Consider the following 20,775-nt stretch of genomic DNA (forward strand, 5'->3'; position numbering starts at 1 on the left):
GTTTCGACCCAACCGCTCTTCGCAGCCGACCGCCTACGGCGGCGGCTGAACTCATTCGTTAGTCCCTTTGAATCCCCGCCATATTCAGGCCATGCTTAGTCAAACAGCATTTAGTTTCTCAGGTGGTATTGGCTGGCAGTTTTGGCGCTCAACCCGGCTTCGCCTGCCAGCGCTGAGCCAGTTTCAAGCCTTTTTGGTCTCTGGCGCTTGTGCAGCAAGCGCTGGCAGCTATCGTTCTTGCAGCGCTACGCCGCTTCCGTGGCGCAGCGCTTTTTCATGGGCCGCGTACGTCGTCAAGTCAGGGCGCTCCCTTTTGGCCTTCGGGTCTAACTGTGCAGTCAAGCCGCCCCGCCTACGGCGGGCGGCTTACTTTCGGCGTTAGGCGGCTATACATGTGGAAAAAAGTTCTTTCTGCTCTCGGATTCATCGCTTTGCTTTTTGCAATGGCAATCGGCGGCGGCATCGGCAAGATCATTGGCAAGTCTGCCGGTGACTCCGCTTTTCGCTCGTCAGGCCCTACGCCACAGCAAATTGAGGAGAAACTGATTGATGGCTTCAACAAGGCCGCTGAGCAATCCAACCGCTTAGGCCCAAAAATGGTCGATAAAGACACGCGGTGGGATACAACTGCCGTTGGCCCAGGGGCGCGCGTTACCTACTACTATTCGTTTCCCAATTATTCATCGCAAGATATCACAGCGGCTTGGCTGGAAACAAACCTGAAGTCTGTTGTCAAAAACGGCGTCTGCACAAGCAAAGACATGAAGCCATCGTTGCAATATGGCGGTACGTATATATACGTCTATCGCGGAAATGACGGAGCAGAAATCACACGCTTCACATTCAGTCAGCATGACTGCAATCTGCCAAGCCAATCGCAGCAGACCACGCCAGCCATACACACCGAAAATAGCTTGACGTCACAATTCACAAAACCGCCTACCTTAGCCTCCAAAGGCTGGACACAGGAGAATACTGGCAGTGCTGAAAGTGGCCCTTGGCTCGATTACGATCCACCAGGAACTCGCTACTCAAGGATGGCTGGCGGCAGCATCTACAGGTTCTTCCCCCCGGGTGTACGTCCAGACGCCGAGAAGGCAAACCCGTTTGGCCTAGATACCAGCATTGATCGCCCCCCTCGGTAAGTGCACCAAAACTAAAGAATTGGGGTCAGACTCTAGTTTTCCGTAAAAACTGACTCTAAACAGTCGCCCCACTGTCGTTAATCCAGCCCGTAGCAACTACGGCAAATACCCATCCACCAGCCGCTGAACCGCATCTGCCTGCAGTTCATCCCGCCGCCGCTTGAGCGCGTCGCGATCGCGCTGCGCCGCCAGCCAGCGCTTGAACGCCACGAAGGTGATTGGCGCCACGGTATTCATGCGTGCCATGGTGCCGTTGGTTGCCACGATCACGGCTGAAAATTCCGGCGCATCCAGCAGCACATTGGCGCGCCGCGCCTGGGCTACCCAGAAGTCATCGTCTTCGTCGCTGAGCTTGATGGGGTGCGGATCATCTTCCGCGCGCTCGCGGCGGATGATGTCCACCTCGAAGCCGTCCTTGTTCACGGCGGTGTACTTCTGGCTCTGTCGCATTCGGAAGCTGCTGTCCACCTTTTTCAACACCCCCAGCATGGAACTGTCCACCCTCGCAAGCTGGGTAGCGAACTGGATGCGTTTGCGCGTGTCCCACAGCAAGTCGATGTCGCGGGTGGCCAGGGCGTCCGAGTCCAGGCGCACGCCGGCGGCGGCTTCGTAGGCGTACAGGGCGTGCGTGCCCACCACGCGAAAGTGCGGGCTGAGCTGCGTGTCGGCCAAACGGGCCAGCAAGGCGATCACCAGCGGATCGACCCGGCCTACACGCAGGGCGCGGTTCAGGCGCCGGTGCTGATCCAGCGCGGCCTTGAGGCCCGCCATGCGCTCGGCGCTTTCGCGCTTGCGCTGCATGAAGCGGTCATAGATGGCCTGGTTTTCTGACGTTTGCGGGCCCAGGCTGGTTTCCGCACCGGCCGGCGTGGTGCGCACGAGGTAGCGCGCCTCGGGTGCTGACGGCGGGCCGGCATGCCAGTACATGCCGCCGCGCACCTGGACGGCTTCTTGCTGGGCTTCTTCCCAGGCTTCAAAGGTGGCTACGGCATCGATGTACTGGCGGGCAATGGCTGGGCTGATTTCTTGCATTTCGGTATTTTCAAGCGTTTTGTGTTTTTATACCGTAATACCATTAAAAACAATTACTTATAATTTTATTAAACACCCTGCAATGCCCTCCACTCCCCCACGCAATGCCGCGCCAGCGCCGTCACCCAGCCAGGCTCCGCTGGCACAAAGGCAATGCCGTACAGCGGGCTCACCAGAAACCCCGCGCGGGCAAAAACCTTGCTGTCGGCCGATTGCACAAACGCCGCCAGGTCACGGAACGGCACGGCCACGGTGCCCAGGTGCAGCAGCTCGGCGCGGGCCGTCACCTCTTCCAGCCGGCCGCTGTCCTGAAAGCGGTACACCACATCGCCATAGTCCAACGCGGTCAGGCCCACGGTGTTGCGCAATTCGCTGCGCGGCTGGCCGTGGGCACGGATGACATCGGCGCGCGTGGCGGTAAAGGGCACGCCGTTCACGCTTTCGTAGGGTTGCAGGTGCATGGGCCATTCTGTGGCGAGGCGATGCGGGGGCGCAAGCCCGGCGAAATCCACGGCATGAAGTGCTTTATTCTGGAAGACGCCGAAGGCCAGCATCGCCCCGAGCCTGGACTACCCCGGCGTGGGCCCGCAGCACAGCTACCTCAAGGGCATCGGGCGCGTGGAGGGCATCATTCCCGCGCTGGAAAGCGCCCATGCCGTGGCCTGGGCCATGCGCGTGGCGCCCACGCTGGGCAAGGACACCCACATCCTCGTGAACCTCTCGGGCCGCGGCGACAAGGATGCGGATTACGTGGCCAAGGTGCTGGGGATTTAGCGCCCGGCGGCACAAGCCCCTCGCGCGTCCGGGACCAAGACGCCTTCCGGGCGACAATGCCGGGCCAGATTCCACCATTCACCTTTCATCCCTATTCACCATGTCACTTCCATCCAACAAGCAACGCAGCCGCCGCCTTCGCAAGAAAATGCGCGTGGGCGAATTCCAGGAACTCGGCTTCGAGTACGAACTGACGGTGAAGCAGGCCCTGACGCCCGAGCAGGAAGAGGCGCTGATGGATCGCTTTCTGACCGAGTTGATCGTGCCCCGCAACCTGGCGGCGTCCGGCTGGGTGCGCGAGGGTTTCGTGATGGCTTACCTGCGCGGCTCCGCCACCGAGGGCGACCGCCAAGCCACCCAGGCCTGGCTTGCCGCGCAACCGGAGGTGGCCGAGGCCACGGTCAGCGCCTTGAAGGACGCCTGGTACGTCGAAAACTGAACGCCCCGCGCGCACCCCAGGCGCTGCGCGAAGGCAAGCCCGGTGCATGCCAGATTCCACCGCCCTTGCGCTGGAGATCAAACGCCGCAGCAGGGCCGATACACGCAAAAAACCCCGGGCCGAGGGCAGCACCGGGGTTTTTCTTTTTTTGGGGGGGAGCGCCAGCAGACGCTGGCGCACCGCTTCACATGTGGTCGATCATCACCTGCCCAAAGCCCGAGCAGCTCACCTGCTTGGCGCCTTCCATCAGGCGGGCAAAGTCGTAGGTCACCTTCTTGCTGGCAATCGACTTCTTCATCGAACTGATGATGAGGTCGGCGGCTTCCACCCATCCCATGTGGCGCAGCATCATCTCGGCCGAGAGGATTTCGGAGCCGGGGTTCACATAGTCCTTGCCGGCATATTTGGGCGCCGTGCCGTGCGTGGCTTCGAACATGGCGATGGTGTCGCTCAAGTTGGCGCCGGGGGCAATGCCGATGCCGCCCACTTGCGCGGCCAGGGCATCGGAGACGTAGTCGCCGTTGAGGTTCAGCGTGGCGATCACCGAATATTCAGCGGGGCGCAACAGGATCTGCTGCAGGAACGCGTCGGCAATGCTGTCCTTGACGACGATGTCCTTGCCGGTCCTGGGACTCTTGAACTTCATCCATGGGCCGCCGTCGATCAGTTCGGCGCCAAACTCCTTGGCCGCCAGGCCGTAGGCCCAGTCGCGAAAGCCCCCTTCGGTGAACTTCATGATGTTGCCCTTGTGCACGATGGTCACGCTGGGCTTGTCGTTGTCGATGGCGTACTGGAGAGCCTTGCGCACCAGGCGCTCGGTGCCTTCGCGCGAGACGGGCTTGACCCCGATGCCGGACGTGGCGGGGAAGCGGATCTTCTTGACGCCCATCTCATCCTGCAGGAACTTGATGAGCTTTTTGGCCTTGTCGGATTCGGCTTCGAATTCGATGCCGGCATAGATGTCTTCCGAATTTTCACGAAAGATCACCATGTTGGTCTTGTGGGGCTCTTTCAGCGGCGAGGGCACGCCGTCGAAATACTGGATGGGGCGCAGGCAAACATACAGATCGAGCTCCTGGCGCAGGGCCACGTTCAGCGAGCGGATGCCGCCGCCCACGGGCGTGGTCAGCGGGCCCTTGATGGAGACCACGTAGTCCTTGACGGCGTGCAGGGTTTCTTCGGGCAGCCACACATCAGGGCCATACACCTTGGTGGATTTTTCACCGGCAAACACTTCCATCCAGTGAATCTTGCGCTTGCCGCCGTAGGCCTTGGCCACCGCGGCATCGACCACCTTGAGCATCACGGGGGTGATGTCGGCGCCGGTGCCGTCGCCTTCGATGAAGGGAATGATGGGCTGGTCCGGCACATGGAGGGTCATGTCGGCGTTGACGGTGATTTTCTGGCCTTCGGCGGGCACCTGGATGTGCTGATAGCTGGTCATGTCGGGAGTCTCCAGTGGAATGTTGGAATGAACTGCAGCGGGTTTGAAAAATCCGTGAAACGCTGCAATTTTATCGGCCCCACCTTGCGGCGAGCGACCGTACACACTTGCCGCATGCGGAAATGACACCGCCGGATCCCCCGATGCGCAGCCACCAAAAAAATGCCGCACGGCAGGCCTGGGCCCGCAGTGCGGCATTTTGCTTGACCTGCCGTGGCGGCCCCGTGTCAGGGACCCGCCACGCGTCTGTCAGGCAGCGGCGGAGAGCACCGCGTTCAGGGTCGGGCTGGGCCGCATGATGGCATCCAGCTTGGCCAGATCGGGCATGTAGTAGCCGCCGATATCGGCGGGCTTGCCCTGCACGGCATTGAGCTCGTCCACGATCTTTTGCTCGTTGGCAGCCAGTTGCTCGGCCAGCGGGACAAAACGCTTTGCCAGCGCGGCATCGTCGGTCTGCGCGGCCAGCTCTTGCGCCCAGTACAGGGCCAGATAGAACTGGCTGCCACGGTTGTCGAGCTGGCCGGTCTTGGGCGAGGGATTCTTGTTGTTGTCCAGCAGCTTGCCGGTGGCGGCATCCAGCGTCTTGGCCAGCACCTTGGCCTGCGCGTTGCCGGTCTTCAGCCCCAGGTCTTCCAGCGACACGGCCAATGCCAGGAACTCGCCCAGCGAGTCCCAGCGCAGGTGGTTTTCTTCCACCAGCTGCTGCACATGCTTGGGCGCCGAGCCGCCGGCGCCGGTTTCGTACATGCCGCCACCGGCCATCAGCGGCACGATGGACAACATCTTGGCGCTGGTGCCCAGTTCCATGATGGGGAACAGATCGGTGAGGTAGTCGCGCAGGATGTTGCCGGTGGCGCTGATGGTGTCCAGGCCGCGGATCACGCGCTCCAGCGTGTAGCGCATGGCGCGCACCTGGCTCATGATCTGGATGTCCAGGCCGGCGATGTCATGCTCGTGCAGGTACATCTTGACCTTGGTGATCAGCTGGGCCTCGTGCGGACGGTAGGCGTCGAGCCAGAACACCACGGGCATGCCGGAGTTGCGGGCGCGGTTGACGGCCAGCTTGACCCAATCGCGGATGGCGGCGTCCTTGACCTGGCACATGCGCCAGATGTCGCCGGCTTCCACGTTCTGCGAGAGCAGCACTTCGCCGGTGGCCAGGTCGGTGATGTTGGCCACGCCGTCCTCGCTGATCTCGAAGGTCTTGTCGTGCGAGCCATATTCCTCGGCCTGCTGGGCCATCAGGCCGACGTTGGGCACCGTGCCCATGGTCTTGGGGTCGAACGCGCCGTGCCACTTGCAGAAGTTGATCATCTCCTGGTAGATGCGGGCAAAGGTCGATTCGGGCATCACGGCCTTCACGTCCTTGAGGCGGCCGTCGGCGCCCCACATCTTGCCGCCGTTACGGATCATGGCGGGCATGGAGGCGTCCACGATGATGTCGTTGGGCGAGTGGAAGTTGGTGATGCCCTTGGCCGAATCCACCATGGCCAGCTCGGGGCGGCCTTCGTGGCAGGCGTGCAGGTCTTTGAGCACCTCTTCGCGCTGGGCCGTGGGCAGGGTGGCCACTTTTTCGTAGAGGTTGGCCATGCCGTTGTTCACGTTCACGCCCAGCTCTTCGAACAGCTTGCCGTGCTTGGCAAACGCGTCCTTGTAGAAGATCTTCACGCAGTGGCCGAACACGATGGGGTGCGATACCTTCATCATCGTCGCCTTGACGTGCAGCGAGAACATCACGCCGGTCTTGCGCGCGTCTTCGATTTCCTTTTCGTAGAACTCCAGCAGCGCCTTCTTGCTCATGAACATGCTGTCGATGATCTCGCGGTCGAGCAGCGACACCTTGGGCTTGAGCAGGATGGTCTTGCCGGTCTTGGTGATCAGTTCCATCTTCACGTCGCGGGCCTTGTCCAGCGTGAGCGACTTTTCACCATGGTAAAAGTCCCCACGGTGCATGTGCGAGACATGCGAGCGCGAAGCCTGGCTCCACTCGGCCATGCTGTGCGGGTTCTTGCGTGCGTACTCCTTGACGGCCCGGGGCGCACGGCGGTCGGAGTTGCCTTCGCGCAGCACGGGGTTCACGGCGCTGCCGATGCACTTGGCATAGCGCGCACGGATCGCCTTTTCTTCGTCGGACTTGGGGTCTTCAGGAAAATCTGGCAGCGCATAGCCCTTGCCCTGCAGTTCCTTGATGCAGGCGATCAGCTGGCCCACCGAGGCACTGATGTTGGGCAACTTGATGATGTTGGCATCGGGCTCCAAGGTCTTCTTGCCCAGCGCGGCCAGCGTGTTCGGCACCTTCTGTTCGTCGCTCAGGCATTCGGGGAACTCACCCAGCACGCGGGCCGCCACCGAAATGTCGCTCTCGACCACGTTGATGCCCGCGGGCGCGGCAAAGGTGCGCACGATCGGCAGGAAAGAAGCGGTGGCCAGGCGCGGTGCCTCGTCGGTCAGGGTGTAGATGATGGTGGGTTGCTGGGTACTCATCGCTTATGTCTCAAGAAATGGCTGAAAAAAACCACCGGATGGTGGCCCAGCCGGTAGCAGTGATCGAACCCCGCCATTGTGCTTTCTTGCATCCGGCCCCACCCGGCTTTTTTGCAATCGAATATCACGATACGAAATGAAAGCACGCAAATTGACCAATTTTTTATCCAACGGGCCCTGCAATGCCGGTTTCCCTGTCAACGCCGCACTCGCGGCCACCGTTGCAGGTAGAGCTTCGCGGCGGTTCGCGAAGCATTCACCCCGACGATTCGTCAAGGAAATGGCACACATGAAAAAACTACTCGCTGTCCTGATGGCTGGTCTGTTCGCTGCAGGTGCTTTTGCACAAGCCCCAGCCGCTGCACCCGCCCCCGCTCCCGCGCCTGCTCCGATGGCGGCGCCCATGGCAGCGCCTGCGCCTGCAGCAGCCCCGGCACCTGCCACCAAGGCCGCCAAGGCACCTGCCCAGGCCAAGCACAAGAAAGCGGCCGCCAAGAAGACCAAAAAGGTCGCCAAGAAAGCCGCCTGATCACGGTGGCACGGGCCTGCCGCCGATGGCGGCCCCGGTTGCTTCAAAATCGCCCGCATTCGCGGGCGTTTCTGTTTCCGGTCTGCGCCCGCCTCTGCTACCGTTCACCTGTCTGCCACCGCTCCACTTCGCTCCATGACAACCACACTCTCTGCCCGCCGCCACGCCGCACGCCACATTGCCGGCCCCATTACCACCGCGTTGACCGCCCTGGGGGTGTGCGTGATGGCGTTGTGGGCCACCGCATCCAGCGCCCAGGACAGGCCACAACTGGCGCTGCAGCGCGTCGAGCTCACGGCCGGCATGCACCGCATCGATGCCCAGGTGGCGCAAACGCCGCAACAGCGCCAGACCGGCCTGATGCACCGCAGGGAGATGCCCGCCCAGGAAGGCATGCTGTTCATCTTCGAGCAGCCCGGCGTGCAATGCTTCTGGATGAAGAACACCTTGCTGCCGCTGACCGCGGCCTTTGTGGCCGATGACGGCACCATCGTCAATCTGGCCGACATGAAGCCCCAGACCACCGATTCGCATTGCTCGGCAAAGCCCGTGCGCTACGTGCTGGAGATGAACCAGGGATGGTTCGGCAAAAAGGGCGTCAAGGCCGGTTTCAAGCTCGGTGGTGCTCCGTTTGCACGGCGTTGATGCACCATGTTGAGCTATTTTTAATATAGCTTTCAGCGCTTGCCAGCAAAGCGCTGCAGCCCCAAAAACACAAAACGGCCCGCAAGGGCCGTTCTGGTTTCAGGAGCACAGCGGGTGAAGCACCCGCCCCTGCTGCCTGCTTCAGGCGAAGTTGGCTTCGGCGAACTTCCAGTTCACCAGTTTATCCAGGAAGGTTTCCACAAACTTGGGGCGCTGGTTGCGGTAGTCGATGTAGTAAGCGTGTTCCCACACGTCCACCGTCAGCAGGGCCTTGTCGGCCGTGGTCAGCGGCGTGCCGGCGGCGCCGGTGTTGACGATGTCCACGCTGCCATCGGCCTTCTTCACCAGCCAGGTCCAGCCCGAGCCGAAGTTGCCCACGGCCGACTTCACAAAGGCTTCCTTGAAAGCCGCGTAAGAGCCGAACTTGGCCTGGATGGCCGCAGCCAGTGCGCCCGTGGGCTCGCCGCCGCCCTGGGGAGCCATGCAGCTCCAGAAGAAGGTGTGGTTCCAGATCTGGGCGGCGTTGTTGTAGATGCCGCCGCTGGATTTCTTGACGATCTCTTCGAGCGTCATGGCTTCAAACTCGGTGCCCTTTTGCAGGTTGTTGAGGTTCACCACATAGGCGTTGTGGTGCTTGCCGTGGTGGTATTCCAGCGTTTCCTGGCTGTAGTGCGGGGCCAGGGCGTCAATCGCGTAGGGCAGCGGGGGAAGGGTGTGTTCCATGGTGTTTCCTCGTGGTTTGAAATTCTGGGATACCCATTCGCAGTGCTTGCGCAGCAATGCGGTCGGGCGCGGAGCAAGCAGGCATTGTAGGAAGAACAATCGACCTGTGCTGCGGGCTGCGCGAGAACACCCGCCGTTGCGTGAGAAAGGTGGATTTGTCCTACAGCAGGCGCGGCTGCACCACGGTGACATCCACCGTGCCATCGGCCAGCGTGGCGCGCAGGGCATCGCCCGGCTGCGCCTGGCGCACGCTGGTGACGGCCTGACCGGTGGTGTCGGTCAGCAACGCATAGCCCCGCTGCAGCACCAGGCGCGGATCGAGCAGCTGCAGCCGCAGGGCCGCGCGGTCCAGGCGCTCGGCCTGCAGCGCCAGCCGGCGTTGCAGCAGTGCAGGCAAATCGGCCTCCAGCGCTTGCTGGGTATGCGCAAACTGCTGCATTTTTAGCAGCACACCATGGCGCATGCGCTGGGCCAGGCGCGCCAGCTGCATCTGCTGCCGGGCCACGAGGCCCGAGGGCCGGCCCAGGCGCGCGGCCGCCTGGTCCAGCCGCTGGTGGCGGGTGTCGAGCTGGCGCTGCATACCATCGGTCAGCCGGCCGGCCAGCAAGCCCAGCGCTCCCAGCCACACCTCGCGCGGCTGGGCCACCAGCTCGGCCGCGGCCGTGGGCGTGGGCGCGCGCAGGTCGGCGCAGAAGTCGGCGATGGTGAAGTCGGTTTCGTGGCCCACGCCGCTTACCAGCGGCACCGGGCTTTGCACGATGGTGCGCGCAAGCTGCTCGTCGTTGAAGGCCCACAGGTCCTCCATGGAGCCGCCACCGCGCACCAGCAGGATTACATCAATGGCTGGATTGGGGGCCAAATCGGCCCCGGGTGCTTGTCCTGTCTTCGCCAGTTGATACAGTTCTGATAGCGCCTTGGCGATGGACCGCGGGGCCGCCGCGCCCTGCACCAGCGCCGGTACCAGCACCACCGGGATGTGCGGCACCCGCCGGCGCAGCGCCGTCACCACATCGTGCAGCGCGGCCGCGCCCGGCGACGTGACCAGGCCAATGGCCCGCGGCTGCAGCGGCAGAGGCCGCTTGCGCGCAGCATCAAAAAGGCCTTCACCCTCCAGCTGCGCCTTGAGCCGCAAAAACTGCTCGAACAGCGCGCCCTGGCCTGCGCGCTGCATGCTCTCGACGATGAACTGCAGATCGCCCCGGGCTTCATACACGCCAATGCGCCCGCGCAGCTCCACCAGTTCGCCATCGCGCGGCGAAAAGTCAAGCAGGCTGGCCGAGCGGCGGAACATGGCGCAACGCAACTGGCCGTTCGCATCTTTCACCGAGAAGTAGCAATGCCCGCTGGATGCGCGCGAAAAGCCCGTGATCTCGCCGCGCACCGCCACCGGGTTGAATCGCGCCTCCAGCGCATCAGCAATGGCGCGGCACAGCGCGCCAACTTCCCAGATTCGTGGCGCAGTTACAAGACTGGCGGGCTCAGGCATGAGACAGCACCAGCGTTTGCAGGCGATGCGCCCAGTGACTACTCCACAGCGCGGAGCGAGCAGCAGGCACTGCACCCCCTATGGTCAAAACCCGCAGGAAAACACGAAAACACACGCAACTCATTGATTTATAACGATTTTTCACTGATCAATTTTTCATCAATCTGTTGAACCCACGGCGTGGCGCCGCTTTGCGAGCCCCACAAGCCCAGTTGCCCACAAAGTTATCCACAGATTTTGTGGGTGAGAGAACGGCCTGCACTACGCAACTTTGTGTAACTTTTTGTGTTAAAAAAGACTGGGCGAGCTGGGCCATAATCGCCGCTTGCCTTCATCCGAGCGGAGAGAGAATTGCTGTCCATCATACAAGCCGCAGGCTGGCCCATCTGGCCACTGATCACCTGCTCTGTCCTGGCATTGGCGCTGATTTTCGAGCGCTTCGTGGCCCTGAAAACAGCGCGCGTCGCCCCGCCAAAACTGCTGGACGAAGCCATCACCGTCTCAGCCAAGTCCGTTCCCACGCCCGATGTGGTGAACCAATTGGCCCAGAACTCCGCGCTGGGCGAGGTGCTGGCCAGCGGCCTGCGCGCCTTCAACAACAATCCTTTGTGCACCGAGGCCGATTTGCGCGCCACCATGGAGGGCGCCGGGCGCACTGTGGCGCACCGGCTCGAAAAATACCTCAATGCCCTGGCAACAATAGCCTCGGCAGCCCCGCTGCTGGGCCTGCTGGGTACCGTGATCGGCATGATCGAGATTTTTGGCTCGCAGGTAGGTACCGGCGGCGCCAGCCAGGCCATGGGCGGCGGCAACCCGGCGCAGCTGGCGCATGGCATCTCGGTTGCGCTGTACAACACGGCATTCGGCCTGATCGTGGCGATTCCGGCGCTGATCTTCTGGCGCTATTTCCGCAGCCGCGTGGATGCCTACCTGCTCACGCTGGAGCTGGCCTCCGAGCAGTTTGTGCGCCACATCCTGCGGCTGCGCAAAACGAAATGAGCGCCCCGCGGTGCCTGAAAGACTGAGCGCATGAACTTTCGCCCCCGTCCCAAGGATGAGCCCGAGATCAACCTGATCCCGTTCATCGATGTGCTGCTGGTGATCCTCATCTTCATGATGCTGACCACCACCTACAGCAAGTTCACCGAGCTGCAGCTGACGCTGCCCGTGGCCGACGCCGAGCAGCAGCGCGACCATCCCAAGGAAGTGATCGTGGCCGTGGCGGCCGACGGGCGCTATGCCGTCAACAAGGCCACCGTCGACGGCAAGGGCGTGGATGCGGTGGCCCGTGCGCTCAGCCAGGCGGCCAGCGCCGGCCGCGACAGCGTGGTCATCATCAGTGCAGATGCCACCGCACCCCACCAGGCGGTGGTGACCGTGATGGAGGCCGCGCGGCGCGTGGGTCTGAGCCAGATCACGTTTGCCACGCAGTCTTCGGTGTCGGCCCGCACAGGCAACGGCCGCTAGCCACGATGGCTGCCGCAGGGCCGCAGCCGCCCTCCTCGCCTTCCCCCGCGGTCAATCCGGCCGCTGGCGGCCTGCAGCCCACGGGGCTGGCACACATCTGGCGCTCGCGCGGGCCTGCCGCCTGGGCCTTGTGGCCACTGTCCCTGGCATACGGCGCGCTGGTGGCACTGCGGCGCGCGTTGTACCGGCTGCGCGTGCTGCGCACCGAACACCCGGGCGTGCCGGTCATCGTGGTGGGCAATGTGATTGCCGGTGGCGCGGGCAAGACCCCCGTGGTCATAACCCTGGTTCGGCATTTGCAGGCACAGGGCTGGCAGCCGGGCGTGATCTCGCGCGGCTACGGCCGCATCACCCGCGACTGCCGCGCGGTACACCCCGACAGCCCGGCCCTGGAAGTGGGGGATGAACCTGCCCTGATTGCCCGCGCCACCAAGGCACCCGTTTTTGTGGCGCCCCTGCGCATCACGGCGGCGCGCGCGCTGCTCACCGCCCACCCCGGCACCGACATCCTGGTGTGCGACGATGGCCTGCAGCACCTGGCCCTGGCGCGCGACCTGGAGATCTGTATCTTCAACAGCGACGGCGTGGGCAACGGTTTTTTGCTGCCCGCCGGCCCCCTGCGCGAGCCCTGGCCCAGGCGGGTGGACTGGGTGCTGCACGCCGGCGCGCCCCCCGCCGGGAGCGCGCCCAATTTTGCACTGCAGCGCAGGCTGGCACCCCATGCATTGCGCGCGGATGGCCGGCAGGTGCCGCTGGCCTCGCTGCGTGGCGACCCGGTGCATGCCGTGGCGGCAGTCGCGCGGCCCGAAGAATTCTTTGCCATGCTGCGGGCGCAAGGCCTTCAGCTGGCAGGCGCCGAAGCCCTGCCAGATCACGATGACTTTAATGGCTGGAAGCGTTTTACTGATAAGCGCTTGACACTGATTTGCACTGAAAAAGACGCCGTCAAGCTCTGGCCTTTGCACCCCGATGCGCTGGCGGTGCCACTGGAGCTCTGGATCGATCCCGCCTTCATGGCCGCCCTCGACGCCCGGCTGTCGGTGTGGCGGACCGCGCCGCTATCATCCCCCTCTGCCTGATTTCCGGAAAACGCCGCCATGGATCCCAAACTGCTTGAATTGCTGGTCTGCCCTGTCACCAAAGGTCCGCTGACCTATGACCGCGAGCGCCAGGAACTGGTGTCGCGCAGCGCCCGCCTGGCCTACCCCGTGCGCGACGGCATTCCCGTGCTACTGGAAAACGAGGCGCGTACCCTGACCGACGAGGAACTGGAGGCGTGAGCCCCGCCACGGCCACCGGCTTCACGGTGCTGATCCCGGCGCGCATGGCATCGAGCCGTCTGCCCGACAAGCCTCTTGCCGATATCGCCGGCCTGCCCATGGTGGTGCATGTGGCCCGCCGCGCCGCGCAAAGCGCTGCAGCCCGCGTGGTGGTGGCGGCCGACGATCCGCGCATCCTGCAGGCCTGCCAGGCCCACGGGGTGCAGGCCCTGCTCACGCGCACCGACCACGCCAGCGGCAGCGACCGGCTGGCAGAAGCCTGCACCCAGCTCGGACTGGACGGCGATGCCGTGGTGGTCAACGTGCAGGGCGACGAGCCCCTGATGGACCCCGCGCTCATCGATGCCGTGGCGGCCCTGCTGCCCGCCCGCCCCGAAGCCAGCATGGGCACGGCAGCCCACGCCATCCACACCCTGGCCGACTACGAGAACCCCAACGTCGTCAAGGTCGTGCTGGATGCGCGGGGCCTGGCCCACTATTTCAGCCGGGCACCGATTCCGCACGCCCGCGACCACGCGGGCCAGTCCTGGTGGCAAGGCGCCGCGGCCCAAGCCGCACCGGGCGTGGCGGCCCTGAACGGGTTCGCACCGCTGCGCCATATCGGCATCTACAGCTATCGCGCCGGATTTTTGCGGCAGTTTCCTGGCCTGGCCCAGGCGCCCACCGAGGCGGTGGAAGCGCTGGAACAATTGCGCGCCCTGTGGCATGGCCACCGCATTGCCGTGCACATTGCGGCTCAGGCTCCCGGCCCGGGCGTGGACACGCCCGCCGACCTGCATCGGGTGCGCGCACTGCTGGCCTGAAACCACGGCAGCCACCCCTTGGCTGGGGACCCTCGCCGTAAGCCAGGGCGAGGCATGCACATGCTATCCTTGCCCGCAAAGAAAGCACTGCGTCTTGGGCCTTCGTTGCGCCTACTGCCAGCCGTGCCAGCCGATTTCTAACCTTCGAGGATTTCCATGAGACTGATTCTGTTGGGCGCCCCCGGTGCCGGAAAGGGCACGCAAGCCACGTTCATCTGCCAGAAATACGGCATCCCGCAAATCTCCACCGGCGACATGCTGCGCGCAGCCGTCAAGGCTGGCACGCCGCTGGGCCTGCAGGCCAAGGCCGTGATGGATTCGGGCGCCCTGGTCAGCGACGACATCATCATCGGCCTCGTCAAGGAACGCATCACGCAACCCGACTGCGCCCAGGGCTTCCTGTTCGACGGTTTTCCCCGCACCATCCCCCAGGCCGACGCCATGAAAGCCGCAGGCGTCAAGCTCGACTACGTGCTTGAAATCGATGTGCCGTTCGACGCCATCATCGAGCGCATGAGCGGCCGCCGCTCGCACCCCGCCAGCGGCCGCACCTACCACGTGAAGTTCAATCCACCCAAGGTGGCAGGCAAGGACGACCTGACCGGCGAAGAGCTGATCCAGCGCGAAGATGACAAGGAAGAAACCGTCAAGAAACGCCTGCAGGTCTACAGCGACCAGACCCGCCCGCTGGTGGACTACTACAGCCACTGGGCCAAGGCCGAGCCCGATGCCGCCCCCAAATACCGCGCCATCAGCGGCACGGGCAGCGTCGAAGAAATCACGGCACGCGCAATGCAGGCCCTGGCGAGCTGAACCACCGCGCGATCCGCACCGGCTGGGCCTCCGGTGGGTGCGTTACTGCCGATAAGCGATCACGGCAGCAGATCCAGCATCAGCGAGATGCGTGCCTTCACAGGGGACAGGCCCCGGGAATCGGGTAACGCATCGCCGGGCCTGGGCAACACCTGGCCTTCCGGGCAGCGCGTGGAACGCATGACTTTCACACCAGCCGCCTGCGCGCGCAGCAGCGCTGATTCCAGCACATGATGAAGCGTGCCGTTGCCCGTGGCGGCCACCACAATGCCCTGCACGCCGTCGCGCACCAGCGCGTCCACCAGCGCACCCGTGGCGCCAGCGTAACTCATCACCACCTCGACACGCGGCCATTGCACGCAATTTGCTACCCTTCCAATAGCAAATTGCGCCTCTCCTGATTGTGCCAACGGCCAACCCTGCACCAAACGCACCACCCCCTCCTCCACCCAGCCCAGCGGGCCGGCATCCCCCGAGCTGAATGCATCCACCCGGTAGGGATGCACCTTCTGCACACACTGCGCGCCATGCACCACGCCAGCCGCCACCACCATCACACCCCTGGCCCCCGCAGTCGTCGCCACGGCGACGGCATCGAGCAGGTTCTGCGGGCCGTCAGGTGTCAAGGCCGTGGCGGGCCGCATCGCGCAGGTCAACACTACCGGCTTGCGGGCGTCCAGCACCGAGTGCAAGAACCAGGCGGTCTCTTCCAGCGTATCCGTGCCATGGGTGATGACCACGCCGCGCACCTCGGGATCGGCAAGCGCGCTGGTGCAGCGCTCTGCCAGCACCTGCCACACACTGAACTCCATGTCCTTGCTGTCCAGTTGTGCCAGCTGCTCGGCCTCCAGCCCCCCGCAGGCCACTGCCTGCAAGCCGGGCACCCCATGCAGCAACTGCTCAACCCCCACCTGCGCGGCGGTGTAACCAATGTTGTCACCCCGGGTAGCAGAAGTGCCAGCAATGGTTCCACCGGTTCCCAAGACCACAATTTTTTGACTGTTCACTTGCATCCTTTGAAAAACTGGTGAAAAATACAGTAACTGGATTAATACACAGCTATCTCCACCAACGTGGCACGCACTGGAAACACCATGCTCGACAACCCCAAGCTCACGGCCCGCCAGCAACAAATCCTGGACCTGATCCAGGTGGCTATCTCCCGCACCGGCGCTCCGCCCACCAGGGCAGAAATCGCCACCGAGCTGGGCTTCAAGTCGGCCAACGCCGCAGAAGAGCACCTGCAAGCCCTTGCCCGCAAGGGCGTCATCGAGCTGGTCAGCGGCACGTCCCGCGGCATCCGCTTGCGTGGCGACACAGTGCGCTCCATCAATGCAGCGCGCGGCACCCAGTTCAGCCTGCCCATCCCGGGATTGTCGCAGCTGGTCTTGCCCCTGATTGGCCGCGTGGCTGCGGGCTCGCCCATTCTCGCGCAGGAGCATGTGGACCAGACCTACAGTGTGGAAAACAGTCTCTTCCAGCACAAGCCCGACTACCTGCTCAAGGTACGCGGCATGTCCATGCGCGACGCCGGCATCATGGACGGCGACCTGCTAGCCGTGCAATCCACCCGGGAAGCCCGCAACGGCCAGATCGTGGTGGCCAGGCTCGGTGACGATGTCACCGTCAAACGCCTGCGTCGCACGGCCAGCACCATTGAGCTGCTGCCCGAAAACCCTGATTACCCCGTGATTGTGGTTCAGCCAGGCGAGGTTTTCGCGATTGAAGGCCTGGCCGTGGGCTTGATCCGCAACACCATGCTCATGTAATTCCCCATCCTCTGCTGCGCGCCTCAGGTGGCGGGCGTTTGGCAAGCCCCTGGCGGGTTTTCCAGCCCTGAGAGCGCGCACCCCCTGCAATCCTGCCTGTGCTCAACCCCTGATACATGGAGTTTTCACATGGGACTTGCCTTGTTCGCACTCTCTGCACTATCTCAACCGATTCACACCCTCGCGCAGTGGCTGCACCCCAGGCGCTGCACGCCTGCGCACAGCCCTGCGCACTCGGCTCGCACACCCTGCGTGCGCCACGAAGGTCTTTTGTCCTGCGCGGTGGCCAGCATCGTCCCAGAGGTGGCAGGTTCGGCGTCAGGCAGCGCAGGCTGTCAGCCCGCTGCTCGCATGCACAGTGCGTCTTGCACCACCACCGGGCCGGGCGCCGCAAGCCGTCGAGGCACCCGACGCCCTGTGCGCGTTCTGCATCCGGCATCCCGCTCAGAGGTCGGGCGCATGGTCATCTCGGGCCGCATGGCCGATGTCTGCGCCGAGCTGGAGCGCATGGCAGCTTGCGAAACATGCCACTGAGGTCCATATCCCCAGCTCTGGCGCAACGGGTGCCACAAAACGTTGCATTCTGTTCGAGAGCCTAGGGGCGGCAAGACTTCCGACCAGCCCCCGCCAAGGCACAATGGCGGGATGAATATTGTGATTCTGGATGACTATCAGGATGCGGTGCGCAAACTCCATTGCGCAAGCCGGCTCGATCCCTACTCAGCAAAGGTCTACACCAACACGGTGAAAGGCCAGGGGCAACTGGCCGTGCGCCTGAAAGATGCAGACATCATCGTGCTGGTGCGTGAACGCACCCAGATCACGCGCCAGCTGGTCGAAAAACTGCCACGACTGAAGCTGATTGCCCAAACCGGCAAGATCGGCAGCCATATCGATGTGACTGCGTGCACCGAGCGTGGCATCGCCGTGGCCGAGGGGGTAGGTTCACCTGTGGCGCCAGCTGAACTTACCTGGGCGCTGGTGATGGCAGCCATGCGGCGCTTGCCCCAGTACATTGCCAACCTCAAACATGGCGCCTGGCAACAGTCCGGTCTCAAGGCGGCCTCGATGCCCCCCAACTTCTGCATCGGCAGCGTACTGCGAGGAAAAACACTGGGCATCTGGGGCTATGGCCGTATTGGACAACTGGTGGCCGGCTACGGCCGGGCATTTGGCATGAACGTACGGGTGTGGGGTCGTGAGGCCTCCCGCGCCCAGGCCCTGTCCGACGGATACCAGGCGGCTACCAATAGGGAAGAGTTCTTCTCGCAGTGCGATGTGCTCTCTCTGCACCTGCGACTCAATGATGAAACCCGCGGCATCATTTCGCTGGAAGACCTGTCGTGCATGAAGCCCACCGCACTGCTGGTCAATACCTCGCGCGCTGAATTGATTGAACCCGACGCCCTGATTGCGGCGCTGAACCGAGGACGCCCAGGTTTGGCAGCCGTTGATGTGTTTGAGAGCGAACCCATCCTGCAAGGCCATGCCCTGCTGCGCCTGGAAAACTGTATCTGCACGCCCCACATTGGTTATGTCGAGCAGGACAGCTACGAGTTGTATTTCGGTGCTGCCTTCGACAACGTGGTGAACTACATCAAGGGTACGCCGACGAATATCGTGAACCCGGGCGCACTGCAAGTCCGGCGCTGAGTGCCGGCGCAACCTCCAGTTCCCGCCGTTGTGAATTGAGCAGGCATCCCATAAAAAATGGCTTCCCGAAGGAAGCCATTTTGGTAGGTGGGCAGCACCCAAAGATGCCGCCAAGTTGTCTCTGAATTCAGTTCAGAGGCGTCTTCTTGCCGTCCTTGTACACGTACAGGGTGATGGCGGGGTTCTTCATTTCACCGTTGGGCTCAAATGCGATCGTGGAGGTTACGCCCTTATATTGCGACTTGAGCAATTCAGGGGTATAGACCTTGGGGTCCACCGAGTTGGCACGCTTCATGGCGTCCACGATCAAGTGCGTGGCGTCATAGGTGTAGGGGCTATAGACCTGGAACTGGCCTGGATACTTGGCATCGTACTTGGCCTTCCATGCCTTGCCGCCGGGCATCTTGTCGAGTGACGCACCGCCTTCGGCACACACCACATTGGACAGCGTCTTGGCACCGGCAGCCAGCTTGGCGATTTCGGAGGTACAGATACCGTCACCACCGAAATATTTCACGTTGCCCATGCCCAATTGCTCCATCTGGCGCAGCATCGGGCCGCCCTGGGGATCCATGCCGCCGAAGAAGATCGCATCAGGATTTTTGGACTTGATAGCCGTCAGGATGGCCATGAAATCGGTGGCCTTGTCGGTTGTGAACTGCTCGTCCACCACCTTCATGCCCTTTTCTGCAGCCACCTTCTTGAACACGTTGGCCACACCCTGGCCATACGCCGTGCGATCATCAATGATGGCGACGGTCTTGAGCTTGAGCGTGTCAGCCGCGTAGAAAGCCAGTCCAGCCCCCAAGGCATTGTCGTTGGCAATGATACGGAATGTGGTCTTGTAACCAGGCTTCGTGAGGTTGGGGTTGGTGGCTGCACCCGTGACATGGGGAATGCCACAGTCGTTGTAGACCTTGGACGCAGGAATGGTTGTGCCGGAGTTCAGGTGACCCACGACGCCAGCCACCTTGGCATCGCACAACTTCTGTGCAGCCGCCGTGCCCTGCTTGGGGTCCGCTGCATCGTCTTCGGCTTGCAACTCGAACTTGATCTTCTTGCCACCGATGGTGATGCCCTGAGCGTTCAACTCTTCGATGGCCATGCGCGCGCCATTTTCGTTGTCCTTGCCATAGTGGGCTTGCGCGCCGGAAACCGGAGCCACATGGCCGATCTTGACCACTTGCTCTTGTGCAGAGGCCATACCAGCAACAGCCGCGATAGCAGCAACAGCGGTCAGTTTCAACTTCAATTGCATATTAATCTCCAGTAAAGATAAACGCTGAGAATAGTTCTTGTGTCTCAACGCAGGTGAACATATCGCAATTTACGGGCCAGATCACTAGGGAACACGCGTAAATGCACGGGAAACCACAGGGAGTTACCCTGTCATCTCCCCGGCTGCGGCGAAGCACCGCCAGCCAATTCGTCGGCCACTGCTTCATAGACCGCATGCCGTACCACCGATTCAATCTCTTCCCGAAGGCGGGGCAGCACGGAGCGTGTCTGCTCCTGTATCACCAGGGCAATCGCTTCACGCAACCGCTGATCCAGCACCCCATCGACGCGCTGCATCACTCGGTGCACCATGTACTCTTCCATGCCCGGCGGCACGGGTGGTACCGGACGGGGGGATGACTGGATGGGCCGGGCACCGTAATTACCCGCCGCATTCCTGTCCAACGTCTGCACAGGCGCCACAGGAGGCAAAACCCCGAACTGGGGCGACGGTGCGGGTTTCGCAATGGTGGGTTCGACCGCCAGAGGCACTGAAACGGGGAGCATGTCCACCCCCTGTACCACTTCAGTGAGGGTTGGCACAAAACGAGGGAGTGACTTGGGAGGAAGAGGCATCAGTCAGCTTTCGAGACCAGATCATGGCGGGTGATGGAATACCCTCGCGATGCATAGTGGCGCCAGCGGGTTCGCGCTCCACGCCGGTCCGCTTCATCCGTGGCACTCACCACTTCGACCAAACGCGCAAAGCTACCAAACCCTTCAGGGACTTCACCTCCCATGTTGAGCAGCATCTCTTGATGCGGCGCTTGCCGCGCATCCAGAGCGAGCACCACGGGGGAGAAACGCAAAAGCTCGTCCCCAGCATCGCTGCGGCAATGCGCCAGAAAATCCTGCGGCATCATGTTCCAGAGCATTCCGTCCAGTTCCGCCAGAATGTCCGCAGGACCGGTGATCAAGAGCCGCACGCCACTGCGTTGCGCCTTGCGTGCAAACCGGCACGCGTAGACCAGTTTGTCAGGCGTATTGAAGTGGAAAGCTATTTCAGTCATA

The 20,775-nt window shown here is 62.8% G+C and carries 23 protein-coding genes and 1 pseudogene; 14 read left to right on the forward strand and 10 right to left on the reverse strand.

The features are described 5' to 3' along the window. The first annotated feature begins 91 nt into the window (after nucleotides 1-91). Nucleotides 92-382, forward strand: coding sequence for a DUF1010 domain-containing protein (locus BLW02_RS10910; RefSeq protein ID WP_139285361.1), 291 nt, complete (start codon nucleotides 92-94; stop codon nucleotides 380-382). Between the two features lie 10 nt (nucleotides 383-392). Next, nucleotides 393-1,145 (forward strand): hypothetical protein, encoded by a 753-nt coding sequence (locus BLW02_RS19655; RefSeq protein WP_139285360.1) that lies wholly within the window; start codon nucleotides 393-395, stop codon nucleotides 1,143-1,145. Nucleotides 1,146-1,241: 96 nt separating this feature from the next. Here BLW02_RS19655 and BLW02_RS10915 read toward each other — a convergent pair whose 3' ends face one another. Together BLW02_RS10915 and BLW02_RS10920 are read right to left on the reverse strand one after the other, a co-directional pair. Beyond that, nucleotides 1,242-2,177 carry a GSU2403 family nucleotidyltransferase fold protein gene (locus tag BLW02_RS10915; RefSeq protein ID WP_092698485.1) on the reverse strand — a complete coding sequence of 312 codons (936 nt, stop codon included), beginning with the start codon at nucleotides 2,175-2,177 and terminating at the stop codon, nucleotides 1,242-1,244. A gap of 68 nt (nucleotides 2,178-2,245) precedes the next feature. Further along, complete coding sequence (locus BLW02_RS10920) at nucleotides 2,246-2,638, reverse strand: hypothetical protein (RefSeq protein WP_092698487.1); 393 nt, start codon at nucleotides 2,636-2,638, stop codon at nucleotides 2,246-2,248. 33 nt (nucleotides 2,639-2,671) lie between these two features. Here BLW02_RS10920 and BLW02_RS10925 point away from each other — a divergent pair. Beyond that, nucleotides 2,672-2,951, forward strand: a pseudogene (locus tag BLW02_RS10925) (tryptophan synthase subunit beta); the annotation flags it as partial. A gap of 100 nt (nucleotides 2,952-3,051) precedes the next feature. Next, nucleotides 3,052-3,390 (forward strand): YggL family protein, encoded by a 339-nt coding sequence (locus tag BLW02_RS10930; protein ID WP_092698489.1) that lies wholly within the window; start codon nucleotides 3,052-3,054, stop codon nucleotides 3,388-3,390. 184 nt (nucleotides 3,391-3,574) lie between these two features. Here the strand turns inward: BLW02_RS10930 and icd are convergent, their stop codons facing one another. Together icd and BLW02_RS10940 are read right to left on the reverse strand one after the other, a co-directional pair. Then, nucleotides 3,575-4,834 carry an NADP-dependent isocitrate dehydrogenase gene (icd, locus tag BLW02_RS10935; RefSeq protein ID WP_092698490.1) on the reverse strand — a complete coding sequence of 420 codons (1,260 nt, stop codon included), beginning with the start codon at nucleotides 4,832-4,834 and terminating at the stop codon, nucleotides 3,575-3,577. A gap of 249 nt (nucleotides 4,835-5,083) precedes the next feature. Beyond that, nucleotides 5,084-7,318 carry an NADP-dependent isocitrate dehydrogenase gene (locus tag BLW02_RS10940; RefSeq protein WP_092698492.1) on the reverse strand — a complete coding sequence of 745 codons (2,235 nt, stop codon included), beginning with the start codon at nucleotides 7,316-7,318 and terminating at the stop codon, nucleotides 5,084-5,086. Nucleotides 7,319-7,607: 289 nt separating this feature from the next. On the opposite strand from BLW02_RS10940, the gene BLW02_RS10945 reads away from it, so the two are divergent. Together BLW02_RS10945 and BLW02_RS10950 are read left to right on the forward strand one after the other, a co-directional pair. Further along, the gene (locus BLW02_RS10945; protein ID WP_092698534.1) at nucleotides 7,608-7,847 is read left to right on the forward strand and encodes a hypothetical protein; all 240 of its coding nucleotides are present in this window, start codon (nucleotides 7,608-7,610) and stop codon (nucleotides 7,845-7,847) included. A gap of 225 nt (nucleotides 7,848-8,072) precedes the next feature. Next, nucleotides 8,073-8,492 (forward strand): DUF192 domain-containing protein, encoded by a 420-nt coding sequence (locus BLW02_RS10950; protein ID WP_092698536.1) that lies wholly within the window; start codon nucleotides 8,073-8,075, stop codon nucleotides 8,490-8,492. A 141-nt stretch (nucleotides 8,493-8,633) separates the two neighbouring features. On the opposite strand, the gene BLW02_RS10955 is transcribed toward BLW02_RS10950, so the two are convergent. Together BLW02_RS10955 and xseA are read right to left on the reverse strand one after the other, a co-directional pair. Next, entirely contained in the window at nucleotides 8,634-9,215 is a 582-nt protein-coding gene (locus tag BLW02_RS10955; protein ID WP_026436506.1) for a superoxide dismutase, read from the reverse strand. Between the two features lie 160 nt (nucleotides 9,216-9,375). Then, nucleotides 9,376-10,701, reverse strand: coding sequence for an exodeoxyribonuclease VII large subunit (gene xseA / locus BLW02_RS10960; RefSeq protein ID WP_092698494.1), 1,326 nt, complete (start codon nucleotides 10,699-10,701; stop codon nucleotides 9,376-9,378). 351 nt (nucleotides 10,702-11,052) lie between these two features. On the opposite strand from xseA, the gene BLW02_RS10965 reads away from it, so the two are divergent. The 6 genes from BLW02_RS10965 (at nucleotide 11,053) to adk (ending at nucleotide 15,064) form a co-directional block, all read left to right on the forward strand. Beyond that, entirely contained in the window at nucleotides 11,053-11,700 is a 648-nt protein-coding gene (locus BLW02_RS10965; protein ID WP_092698495.1) for a MotA/TolQ/ExbB proton channel family protein, read from the forward strand. A 30-nt stretch (nucleotides 11,701-11,730) separates the two neighbouring features. After that, on the forward strand, nucleotides 11,731-12,168 hold the full coding sequence (locus tag BLW02_RS10970; protein WP_092698497.1) for an ExbD/TolR family protein: 438 nt from the start codon (nucleotides 11,731-11,733) through the stop codon (nucleotides 12,166-12,168). Between the two features lie 5 nt (nucleotides 12,169-12,173). Beyond that, nucleotides 12,174-13,247, forward strand: coding sequence for a tetraacyldisaccharide 4'-kinase (gene lpxK / locus BLW02_RS10975; protein WP_092698499.1), 1,074 nt, complete (start codon nucleotides 12,174-12,176; stop codon nucleotides 13,245-13,247). Nucleotides 13,248-13,265: 18 nt separating this feature from the next. Further along, on the forward strand, nucleotides 13,266-13,448 hold the full coding sequence (locus BLW02_RS10980; RefSeq protein ID WP_026436501.1) for a Trm112 family protein: 183 nt from the start codon (nucleotides 13,266-13,268) through the stop codon (nucleotides 13,446-13,448). Continuing rightward, nucleotides 13,445-14,251, forward strand: coding sequence for a 3-deoxy-manno-octulosonate cytidylyltransferase (gene kdsB / locus BLW02_RS10985; RefSeq protein WP_092698501.1), 807 nt, complete (start codon nucleotides 13,445-13,447; stop codon nucleotides 14,249-14,251). The genes BLW02_RS10980 and kdsB overlap by 4 nt, the downstream gene beginning before the upstream one ends. 156 nt (nucleotides 14,252-14,407) lie before the next feature. After that, complete coding sequence (gene adk, locus BLW02_RS10990) at nucleotides 14,408-15,064, forward strand: adenylate kinase (protein WP_092698503.1); 657 nt, start codon at nucleotides 14,408-14,410, stop codon at nucleotides 15,062-15,064. Nucleotides 15,065-15,123: 59 nt separating this feature from the next. On the opposite strand, the gene BLW02_RS10995 is transcribed toward adk, so the two are convergent. Continuing rightward, a complete protein-coding gene (locus BLW02_RS10995) occupies nucleotides 15,124-16,077 on the reverse strand; it encodes an asparaginase (RefSeq protein ID WP_092698505.1) in 954 nt (317 codons plus the stop codon). An 81-nt stretch (nucleotides 16,078-16,158) separates the two neighbouring features. On the opposite strand from BLW02_RS10995, the gene lexA reads away from it, so the two are divergent. Continuing rightward, complete coding sequence (lexA, locus tag BLW02_RS11000) at nucleotides 16,159-16,833, forward strand: transcriptional repressor LexA (protein WP_092698507.1); 675 nt, start codon at nucleotides 16,159-16,161, stop codon at nucleotides 16,831-16,833. 645 nt (nucleotides 16,834-17,478) lie between these two features. Further along, entirely contained in the window at nucleotides 17,479-18,486 is a 1,008-nt protein-coding gene (locus tag BLW02_RS11005; protein ID WP_026437788.1) for a D-2-hydroxyacid dehydrogenase family protein, read from the forward strand. Between the two features lie 127 nt (nucleotides 18,487-18,613). On the opposite strand, the gene BLW02_RS11010 is transcribed toward BLW02_RS11005, so the two are convergent. From BLW02_RS11010 to BLW02_RS11020, 3 genes are all read right to left on the reverse strand, one after another. Continuing rightward, on the reverse strand, nucleotides 18,614-19,744 hold the full coding sequence (locus BLW02_RS11010) for a branched-chain amino acid ABC transporter substrate-binding protein (RefSeq protein WP_092698509.1): 1,131 nt from the start codon (nucleotides 19,742-19,744) through the stop codon (nucleotides 18,614-18,616). A gap of 131 nt (nucleotides 19,745-19,875) precedes the next feature. Then, a complete protein-coding gene (locus BLW02_RS20375) occupies nucleotides 19,876-20,088 on the reverse strand; it encodes a hypothetical protein (RefSeq protein ID WP_342029666.1) in 213 nt (70 codons plus the stop codon). 251 nt (nucleotides 20,089-20,339) lie between these two features. After that, the gene (locus tag BLW02_RS11020; RefSeq protein ID WP_092698513.1) at nucleotides 20,340-20,774 is read right to left on the reverse strand and encodes a DNA polymerase III subunit chi; all 435 of its coding nucleotides are present in this window, start codon (nucleotides 20,772-20,774) and stop codon (nucleotides 20,340-20,342) included. Nucleotide 20,775 lies beyond the last annotated feature (1 nt).

The organism is Acidovorax soli (genome assembly GCF_900107605.1).
Taxonomy (GTDB): Bacteria; Pseudomonadota; Gammaproteobacteria; order Burkholderiales; family Burkholderiaceae_C; genus Acidovorax; species Acidovorax soli.

Excerpts from the sequence above, each read along its gene's own strand:
- BLW02_RS10930 (WP_092698489.1), top strand. The coding sequence starts at position 3,052 with ATGTCACTTCCATCCAACAAGCAACGCAGCCGCCGCCTTCGCAAGAAA.
- BLW02_RS10980 (WP_026436501.1), top strand. The coding sequence starts at position 13,266 with ATGGATCCCAAACTGCTTGAATTGCTGGTCTGCCCTGTCACCAAAGGT.
- BLW02_RS10945 (WP_092698534.1), top strand. The coding sequence starts at position 7,608 with ATGAAAAAACTACTCGCTGTCCTGATGGCTGGTCTGTTCGCTGCAGGT.
- BLW02_RS10915 (WP_092698485.1), bottom strand. The coding sequence starts at position 2,177 with ATGCAAGAAATCAGCCCAGCCATTGCCCGCCAGTACATCGATGCCGTA.
- BLW02_RS10970 (WP_092698497.1), top strand. The coding sequence starts at position 11,731 with ATGAACTTTCGCCCCCGTCCCAAGGATGAGCCCGAGATCAACCTGATC.
- BLW02_RS10910 (WP_139285361.1), top strand. The coding sequence starts at position 92 with ATGCTTAGTCAAACAGCATTTAGTTTCTCAGGTGGTATTGGCTGGCAG.
- adk (WP_092698503.1), top strand. The coding sequence starts at position 14,408 with ATGAGACTGATTCTGTTGGGCGCCCCCGGTGCCGGAAAGGGCACGCAA.
- xseA (WP_092698494.1), bottom strand. The coding sequence starts at position 10,701 with ATGCCTGAGCCCGCCAGTCTTGTAACTGCGCCACGAATCTGGGAAGTT.
- BLW02_RS10995 (WP_092698505.1), bottom strand. The coding sequence starts at position 16,077 with ATGCAAGTGAACAGTCAAAAAATTGTGGTCTTGGGAACCGGTGGAACC.
- BLW02_RS10920 (WP_092698487.1), bottom strand. The coding sequence starts at position 2,638 with ATGCACCTGCAACCCTACGAAAGCGTGAACGGCGTGCCCTTTACCGCC.
- BLW02_RS19655 (WP_139285360.1), top strand. The coding sequence starts at position 393 with ATGTGGAAAAAAGTTCTTTCTGCTCTCGGATTCATCGCTTTGCTTTTT.
- BLW02_RS10955 (WP_026436506.1), bottom strand. The coding sequence starts at position 9,215 with ATGGAACACACCCTTCCCCCGCTGCCCTACGCGATTGACGCCCTGGCC.
- lpxK (WP_092698499.1), top strand. The coding sequence starts at position 12,174 with ATGGCTGCCGCAGGGCCGCAGCCGCCCTCCTCGCCTTCCCCCGCGGTC.
- BLW02_RS10950 (WP_092698536.1), top strand. The coding sequence starts at position 8,073 with ATGGCGTTGTGGGCCACCGCATCCAGCGCCCAGGACAGGCCACAACTG.
- BLW02_RS10940 (WP_092698492.1), bottom strand. The coding sequence starts at position 7,318 with ATGAGTACCCAGCAACCCACCATCATCTACACCCTGACCGACGAGGCA.
- BLW02_RS11020 (WP_092698513.1), bottom strand. The coding sequence starts at position 20,774 with ATGACTGAAATAGCTTTCCACTTCAATACGCCTGACAAACTGGTCTAC.
- BLW02_RS11005 (WP_026437788.1), top strand. The coding sequence starts at position 17,479 with ATGAATATTGTGATTCTGGATGACTATCAGGATGCGGTGCGCAAACTC.
- icd (WP_092698490.1), bottom strand. The coding sequence starts at position 4,834 with ATGACCAGCTATCAGCACATCCAGGTGCCCGCCGAAGGCCAGAAAATC.
- BLW02_RS11010 (WP_092698509.1), bottom strand. The coding sequence starts at position 19,744 with ATGCAATTGAAGTTGAAACTGACCGCTGTTGCTGCTATCGCGGCTGTT.
- lexA (WP_092698507.1), top strand. The coding sequence starts at position 16,159 with ATGCTCGACAACCCCAAGCTCACGGCCCGCCAGCAACAAATCCTGGAC.
- BLW02_RS20375 (WP_342029666.1), bottom strand. The coding sequence starts at position 20,088 with ATGGAAGAGTACATGGTGCACCGAGTGATGCAGCGCGTCGATGGGGTG.